This is a genomic window from Dietzia sp. B44 (assembly GCF_014145245.1).
Lineage (GTDB): Bacteria > Actinomycetota > Actinomycetes > Mycobacteriales > Mycobacteriaceae > Dietzia > Dietzia natronolimnaea.
This window is the reverse complement of the sequence record NZ_JAALEF010000229.1, coordinates 1-5,946: the sequence shown is the minus strand read 5'-3', so window position 1 is coordinate 5,946 and position 5,946 is coordinate 1. Positions and strand designations below refer to the sequence as shown.

General features: G+C 70.5%; 7 protein-coding genes. 3 read left to right on the top strand and 4 right to left on the bottom strand.

Annotated features, from left to right (window positions below; genetic code table 11):
• The coding region (locus G6017_RS08410) for a PEP-utilizing enzyme (protein ID WP_524536266.1) at positions 1 to 165 on the top strand (165 nt) is incomplete at its 5' end.
• Positions 166 to 178: 13 nt separating this feature from the next.
• Here the strand turns inward: G6017_RS08410 and G6017_RS08405 are convergent.
• Genes G6017_RS08405 through G6017_RS08395 form a run of 3 tightly spaced genes read right to left on the bottom strand, consistent with a single transcriptional unit; the run spans position 179 to position 3,930 of the window.
• Entirely contained in the window at positions 179 to 1,234 is a 1,056-nt protein-coding gene (locus tag G6017_RS08405) for an ABC transporter ATP-binding protein (protein ID WP_206682426.1), read from the bottom strand.
• Positions 1,227 to 2,843: an ABC transporter permease subunit gene (locus G6017_RS08400; protein ID WP_182616912.1), complete on the bottom strand. Its 1,617-nt coding sequence runs from the start codon at positions 2,841 to 2,843 to the stop codon at positions 1,227 to 1,229. Before G6017_RS08400 ends, G6017_RS08405 begins: the two co-directional genes overlap by 8 nt.
• A 40-nt stretch (positions 2,844 to 2,883) precedes the next feature.
• Entirely contained in the window at positions 2,884 to 3,930 is a 1,047-nt protein-coding gene (locus tag G6017_RS08395) for an ABC transporter substrate-binding protein (RefSeq protein ID WP_182616910.1), read from the bottom strand.
• 279 nt (positions 3,931 to 4,209) lie between these two features.
• Between G6017_RS08395 and G6017_RS08390 the strand changes: the two genes are divergently transcribed.
• Positions 4,210 to 4,791, top strand: a complete 582-nt coding sequence (locus G6017_RS08390; protein ID WP_182616908.1) for an HdeD family acid-resistance protein — start codon at positions 4,210 to 4,212, stop codon at positions 4,789 to 4,791.
• A gap of 72 nt (positions 4,792 to 4,863) precedes the next feature.
• Here G6017_RS08390 and G6017_RS08385 read toward each other — a convergent pair whose 3' ends face one another.
• On the bottom strand, positions 4,864 to 5,280 hold the full coding sequence (locus G6017_RS08385) for a hypothetical protein (RefSeq protein WP_182616907.1): 417 nt from the start codon (positions 5,278 to 5,280) through the stop codon (positions 4,864 to 4,866).
• Between the two features lie 193 nt (positions 5,281 to 5,473).
• Between G6017_RS08385 and G6017_RS08380 the strand changes: the two genes are divergently transcribed.
• Positions 5,474 to 5,946: glycoside hydrolase family 3 N-terminal domain-containing protein (locus G6017_RS08380; RefSeq protein ID WP_277819585.1), on the top strand; the 473-nt coding region annotated here is incomplete at its 3' end.

The window sequence follows — 5,946 nt, the reverse complement described above, 5'->3', positions numbered from 1 at the left end:
GAGTACGGCCTGCCCTGCGTGGTCAACACCCTGGTGGCCACGCAGACGCTGCGGACCGGCGACCGCGTCCGCGTGGACGGGGACCGCGGGGTGGTGACGCGGCTCGACCAGACCGAGGTCGACCAGACCCGCCTCGACAAGACCGCGGGGAGCGCGGCGACGTAGGGGGCCGGTCGGCCTACCTCGGGTAGACGAACCCGCGCCTCACCCGCGCGCCGCGCGCGGCCGGGGACGTCTCGTCCATCCCCGAGGTCAGAACGCGCAGCTCGAGGTCGCCGGACCGGCAGATCACCGTACGACCACGACGCCCGTAGAGGCTGGTGACCACCTCGACGGGCAGGACACCGTCGCCGGCGGGCTGATCCACGAGCTCCACGCCGTCGGGAGGCAGCGCGAGGTGCGCGGGGCCGTTGACGCGTCCGGACGGGAAGTCCAGCGCCTCGAGGGGGACACTCACCCTGCCGTCGTCCGAGCGGAACCGGTCGTCGCCCATGCTGCCGGCCACGCAGGTCGCGTCGTGCAGGAAGCGCGCCACGAACTCGCTGTTCGGCGAGGAGTCGAGTTCCGCGGGCGACCCCACCTGCACGAGCCGACCCCGGTTGAGCACCGCGACCTGGTCGCCGATCGCCAGCGCTTCGTCACGGTCGTGCGTCACGTGGACCATCGTGAGCTCGTACTCCGCGGCGAGCCGGCGCAGCATCAACCGCAGGCTCGCCCGCAACGGCTCGTCCAGGGCCGAGAGCGCCTCGTCGAGCAGCAGCACGGCGGGCCGCGCGACGAGCGCCCGGGCCAGGGCCACCCGCTGCCGCTGGCCGCCCGAGAGGGTGTCCGGCGCGCGGTCGGCGAGGTCCCCCAGTTCGACGGTCTCGAGGACCTCCGCCACCCGCGCCTCACGATCCGTCCGGTTCCACCGGGCGCGCCTGAGCGGGTAGGCCACGTTCTCGGCGACGCTCATGTGCGGCCACACCGCGTGGTGCTGGAAGACCATGCCCAGCCCCCGACGCTCGGGCGGCACCATGATCCCGTCGCCCACCAGCACACGGTCCCCGACCCGGATCGTGCCGGCGTCCGGCGTGACGAAGCCGGCCACCGCCCGCAGGAACGTCGACTTGCCGGAACCGGACGGGCCGACGAGGGCCAGGATCCGACCGGCGTCCACGTGGAGATCGACCGAATCGAGGGCACGCGTGGAGCCGAAGCGCACGTCCACCCCTGTGGCGTCGAGTTCAGACATTCAGCTTCCCTGTCTCCGAGTCGGGCCTGGTGAACCGGGACCCGAACAGTGCCAGCACCACCAGGCCCACCAGCATGAGGATCACCGAGAGCGCGGACGAGGCATTGACGTCGCCGGCCCGCTGGTACTGGAAGATCACTACCCCGAGGGTCTGCGTCCCCGGCGAGACGAGCAGGACCGACAGTGTCAGTTCGCGCACGGCCGTGACGGCGACCATGATCGCGCCGATCCCTGCGGCCGGCAACGCCAAGCGCACGCTCGTGTCGAGGTGCGCTCGGAACGGGCCCGCCCCGCCGATCCTGGCGGCCTCCTCCATCGACGAATGCATGCCGGCCAGCGGGCCGCGCACCGTCTGGACCACGATCGCCGCGAACGCGGTGATGTAGGCACCGAGGATCACCCATCCGGTGTTGTAGAGCCCGGTGTACCGGCCGAGGATGAGCCATCCGGTGGCGATGACCAGGCCGGGGACGGCCTGCGGGAGCAGCACCGTCAGCAGCATCGGCTCACGGTCGGCCCGGGCGAGCCGCGTGGTGAACAGGCCCACCGCGAGACCGAGGATCCCGCAGAGGACCCCGGCCCCGATCGAGAGGACCACCGAGTTGGTGGCACCGTTGATCGTCTGTGCGGAGGTGAGCACGCGTTCGTAGTTGCCCAGCGTCATCGTCTCGAAGGTCAGCGGTACCCCCGGCGCCGGCAGGAGGGACCTGACCACGAGGCCCGCGAGCGGGGCCACGGTGGTGACGAGGCCGAAGACCCAGGCCACAGCCGAGACCCCGGCACGCGACCGCCCGAGCGACATCGTGTCGAACTCCCGCCCGGACCCGCCGAACTCCACGACCCGCTTCGATATCCGACGATCGAGAATCGTGCCGATCACGCCCAGCACGAGCAGGATGATGCCGATCTGCGAGACCACCTGGAGCGGGGAGTCCACGGTTCCGGATTCGAGGTAGCGGTAGACCATCGTCGACAGCGTGTCGAGGCCGCCGGGGACGCCCACGATGATCGGGATGCCGAAGTCCCCGATGCTGCTGACGAAGGTCAGCGTGAACGCTGCCGCGATCGCCGGACGGATGAGTGGCAGTGTCACGTCCAGCTGCGTCCGCAGGGGTGTGGCACCGCCCATGCGCGCGGCCTCCACCAGGTCCGCGGGGATCCTGCGCAGCGCCGCCGCCACCACGAAGTAGGCGATGGGATAGGCGTGCAGTGTCAGGAGAAACGCCACGCCCGAGAACCCGTAGAAGTCCCAGGGCGCGAACCCCAGCGTGCGGTCGATGAGTCCTCCCCGGGTGACCAGGCCCGTCCACGCGATCGCGCCGATGAACGGTGGCACGAACAGCGGCGTGAGCAGCAGCAGCTTGAGCGGCCTGCGCCCGGCCAGGTCGGTCCTGTCCAGCAGGAACGCCATCACCGTGCCGATCACGACCGCCCCGACCGCCGCCGCGAGCGAGGTGGTCACGCTGTTCACCGCGGCCTGCACGATGCCACCGTCGAGCAGGAGCGGAAGGTGGTTGGCCCCGAACCCGAGAGAGACGACCAATGCCAGGGGCAGGACGGCGATCCCGAGGAGCGAGGACCAGAGGACGATCCGGATCGGCAGGGTCACAGGCGGGATCGGGGGTCGGGTCGGGGGCGGACGCGTGGCGTCAGCGGATCGCCTCGTTGAACGCGGACACGGCGGCGGCCTGGTTCTGGGCGATCGCCTCGAGGTTCTGGTCGAACAGCGCGATCTGGTCCAGCGACGGTGCGTCCTCGGGAGTGCCCACGTCGTCGCGGACCGGCAGGTAGTTCTGCTCGACGGCGATCTCCTGGCCACGCGTGGAGACGACGAAGTCGAGGAACAGCTGGGCCGCCTCCGGGTCCTGCGCGTCGGCGAACACCGCGCCTGGCTGGGTGATGTACGGGACCCCCTCGTCGGGGTAGCTGACCCCGATCGGCGACCCCGCCGCGGCCAGGTCGCGCACCAGGTAGTCCACCACGATGCCGATCGGACGCGATCCCTCGGCGACGGCCTGGGCCACCGGACCGTTCGATTCGGCGACCTGGGGGGTGTTCGCGCCCAGCGCCTGGATCCACTCCGGGCCGAGGTCCGGATGCAGGCTCCACGCCGAGGCGTTGAACGCGGCCGCGCCGGAGATGTCCGGGTTGGGCAGGACGATCCGCTCGGCGTACTCCGGCTCGGTGAGCTCGGCCCAGGAGGTAGGCGGCTCGTCGACGTCGTTCGTGTTGTAGGCGATCACGGTGGGGATGATCCGCGTCCCCACGTAGTAGCCGTCGGGGTCCACCGCGACCTCGACGAGCGCGTCGGGCTCGCTCGGGGTGAACTCGCGGAACAGGTCCTGCTCCTTGTAGCCCTCGAACGTCGGGACGTCGGCGGCCAGGAGCACGTCGGCGCCGATCTGCCCCGTGGCCTGCTCCGCCGCGATCCGGGCGCGGAGGTCACCCGTCCCGGCGCGGAACACCTCGACGGTGATGTCGGGCTGCTCCTCGTTGAAGGCCGCGATGATCTCGTCGATCTTCGCCTGGGGCTCGGAGGTGTACAGGGTGACCGTTCCGGTGACCCCGTCTCCGCCCGCCGTGGTCTCGCCTCCGTCGTCCGGCTCGGCGCACGCCGTGAGCGTGAGGGCGCCGGCCACCGCCAGGGCGGCTGCCCGGGTCAGGAAACGCGTACCGATTCGAGCGGTCGTGGTCATTGTGCTGTGAACTCCTCAGATGTCGACTGGTCACGGTGATCCGCGACGGTCCACCATGACACTTCAGGATTCTCCCCCAGTTCCGTGCGCCTGAACGCCGGATGAACAACGCGGGAGGACTCCGCTCTGGGATGGACGAAGGGCCGGCGAAGTGGTGCTCGCCGTCGGACCGAGGTCGGGCGACCTGGCAACCCACCCCGCCGACGGCCCGACCAGGCTAGATTAAATTCCGTTGATCGCGACCGCGATCGTCCGCCTCTCCCGAGCGAGGTCCCCGGAATGACCACGTCCACCGCCCCCCGATCCACCGCCTCCCAGTCCACCGCCTCCCAGGTCGCCAAGAGCGTTCGCCTCGCGCTGGTGATTGGTGGCCTCCTCGCCATCGGCTTCGGCATCGCCGTTCTTCTCTGGCCCGCCAAGACCGCCGTCGCGATCACCGGGGTGCTCGCCTTCTACGCCATCGTCGCGGGCGTCGTCTACATCTCCATCGGCCTGCTCGCCAAGAGCCACGGGACGGGAAGTCGCGTCGGCCATGTCCTGTTGGGCCTGCTGTGGGTCATCGCCGGCGCCTACGCCTTCGCCTCGCTCCAGCAGTCCGCGGCCTTCCTCGCCGTCTTCGTCACCGTGATGATCGGCGTCATGTGGATCATCGAGGGGTTCACCGCCCTGTTCACTCTCGGTGAGTCCGGCGCGAAGGGCGTGACGATCGTGTTCGCGATCATCTCGGTCCTCGCCGGCGTCTCCCTGCTGAGCACCCCCGTGTGGGGCGCTGGCTTCCTGTGGTGGCTCCTCGGCATCTCGCTCATCGTGCTCGGGGCGCTGAACGTCTTCCGGGCGATGTCCGGGAGGGGCTCACGCTGAGCGCACGCCCCGGCGCGCTCCCGGAATCCGGCGATGCGGCGGGGTCAGCGGACCTCGTCGTCGTCGTCGATCTCACCCGGCTCCGTCCGACGCCCCTCGCCGGGGCGTCGGGTTCGGAGTGGTCGGGGTCCTCGGGGTGCACCAGATCACGGCGACCCCGGTGACCAGGTAGACCACCTGCAGGACGTGGAACGCGCGGATCGAGGCGATCTCCGCGACGATCCACACCACCATGATCCACCCGGACAGGATGCTCGCCACCTGCCATCCCGTGCTCCGCTTGAGCATCGCCGTCGCCGCGACCAGCGCGCTGCCCCCGACGATCGCGAGCAGGATCACGCCCGGGAAGTAGAGGGTGGCGAAGTCGGTGTGCTCGATCCACGACGGCTCGTCGGGGATCACGCCGGTCATGAGCGCGAGTCCACCCCCGACCGCGGAGACCCCGTTGAAGAGCAATAACCCGATGAGGACCCTGCCGATTGTGGTCATACGCGCCCATCCTATGGACTCACGGGTCAGGAATACAGAGACTTCTGGCTGGTCTCCGGGGCCAGGATGAGCGAGATGATGGTCAGGACGGACAGACCCTGCCCTCTACAGGTGTGACACCGGCTGACATGCCCGAAGGCCAGCCGCGCGCCCCGTGCTACAACTGGACAACGCACCAGGACGGGGTCACCACATGGCATCAGGCACCGAGGGGTCACCGGCCGCGGCCGATCAGGAGGTCGAGGACCGCGGACCCGATCTGGGTCTGGATCTCGAGCAGCAGGCCGCGCTCGGCAGCGGTGCGTCGTGCTGGCGCACCGAGGAGCTCACCGGCGTGCCCGCGCTGGTCCTCACCGACGGCCCGCACGGGGTGCGGTTCCAGTCCGGCGCATCGGACCATCTCGGTCTCAGTGCGAGCGACCCGGCCACCTGCTTCCCCCCGGCCGCGGGGCTGGCGCAGAGCTGGGACCCCGCCCTGGCCCGCCGGATCGGGTCCGCGCTGGCCGCCGAGGCCGTGGCCGCCGGGGTGGGGGTCCTCCTGGGTCCGGGGATCAACATCAAGCGCGACCCGCGGGCCGGCCGCAATTTCGAGTACTTCAGCGAGGACCCGCACCTCACCGGTGTGATGGCCGGGCAGGTGGTCGCGGGCCTCCAGTCGGGCGGCGA

Excerpts from the sequence above, each read along its gene's own strand:
- G6017_RS08405 (WP_206682426.1), bottom strand. The coding sequence starts at position 1,234 with ATGTCTGAACTCGACGCCACAGGGGTGGACGTGCGCTTCGGCTCCACG.
- G6017_RS08395 (WP_182616910.1), bottom strand. The coding sequence starts at position 3,930 with ATGACCACGACCGCTCGAATCGGTACGCGTTTCCTGACCCGGGCAGCC.
- G6017_RS08390 (WP_182616908.1), top strand. The coding sequence starts at position 4,210 with ATGACCACGTCCACCGCCCCCCGATCCACCGCCTCCCAGTCCACCGCC.
- G6017_RS08385 (WP_182616907.1), bottom strand. The coding sequence starts at position 5,280 with ATGACCACAATCGGCAGGGTCCTCATCGGGTTATTGCTCTTCAACGGG.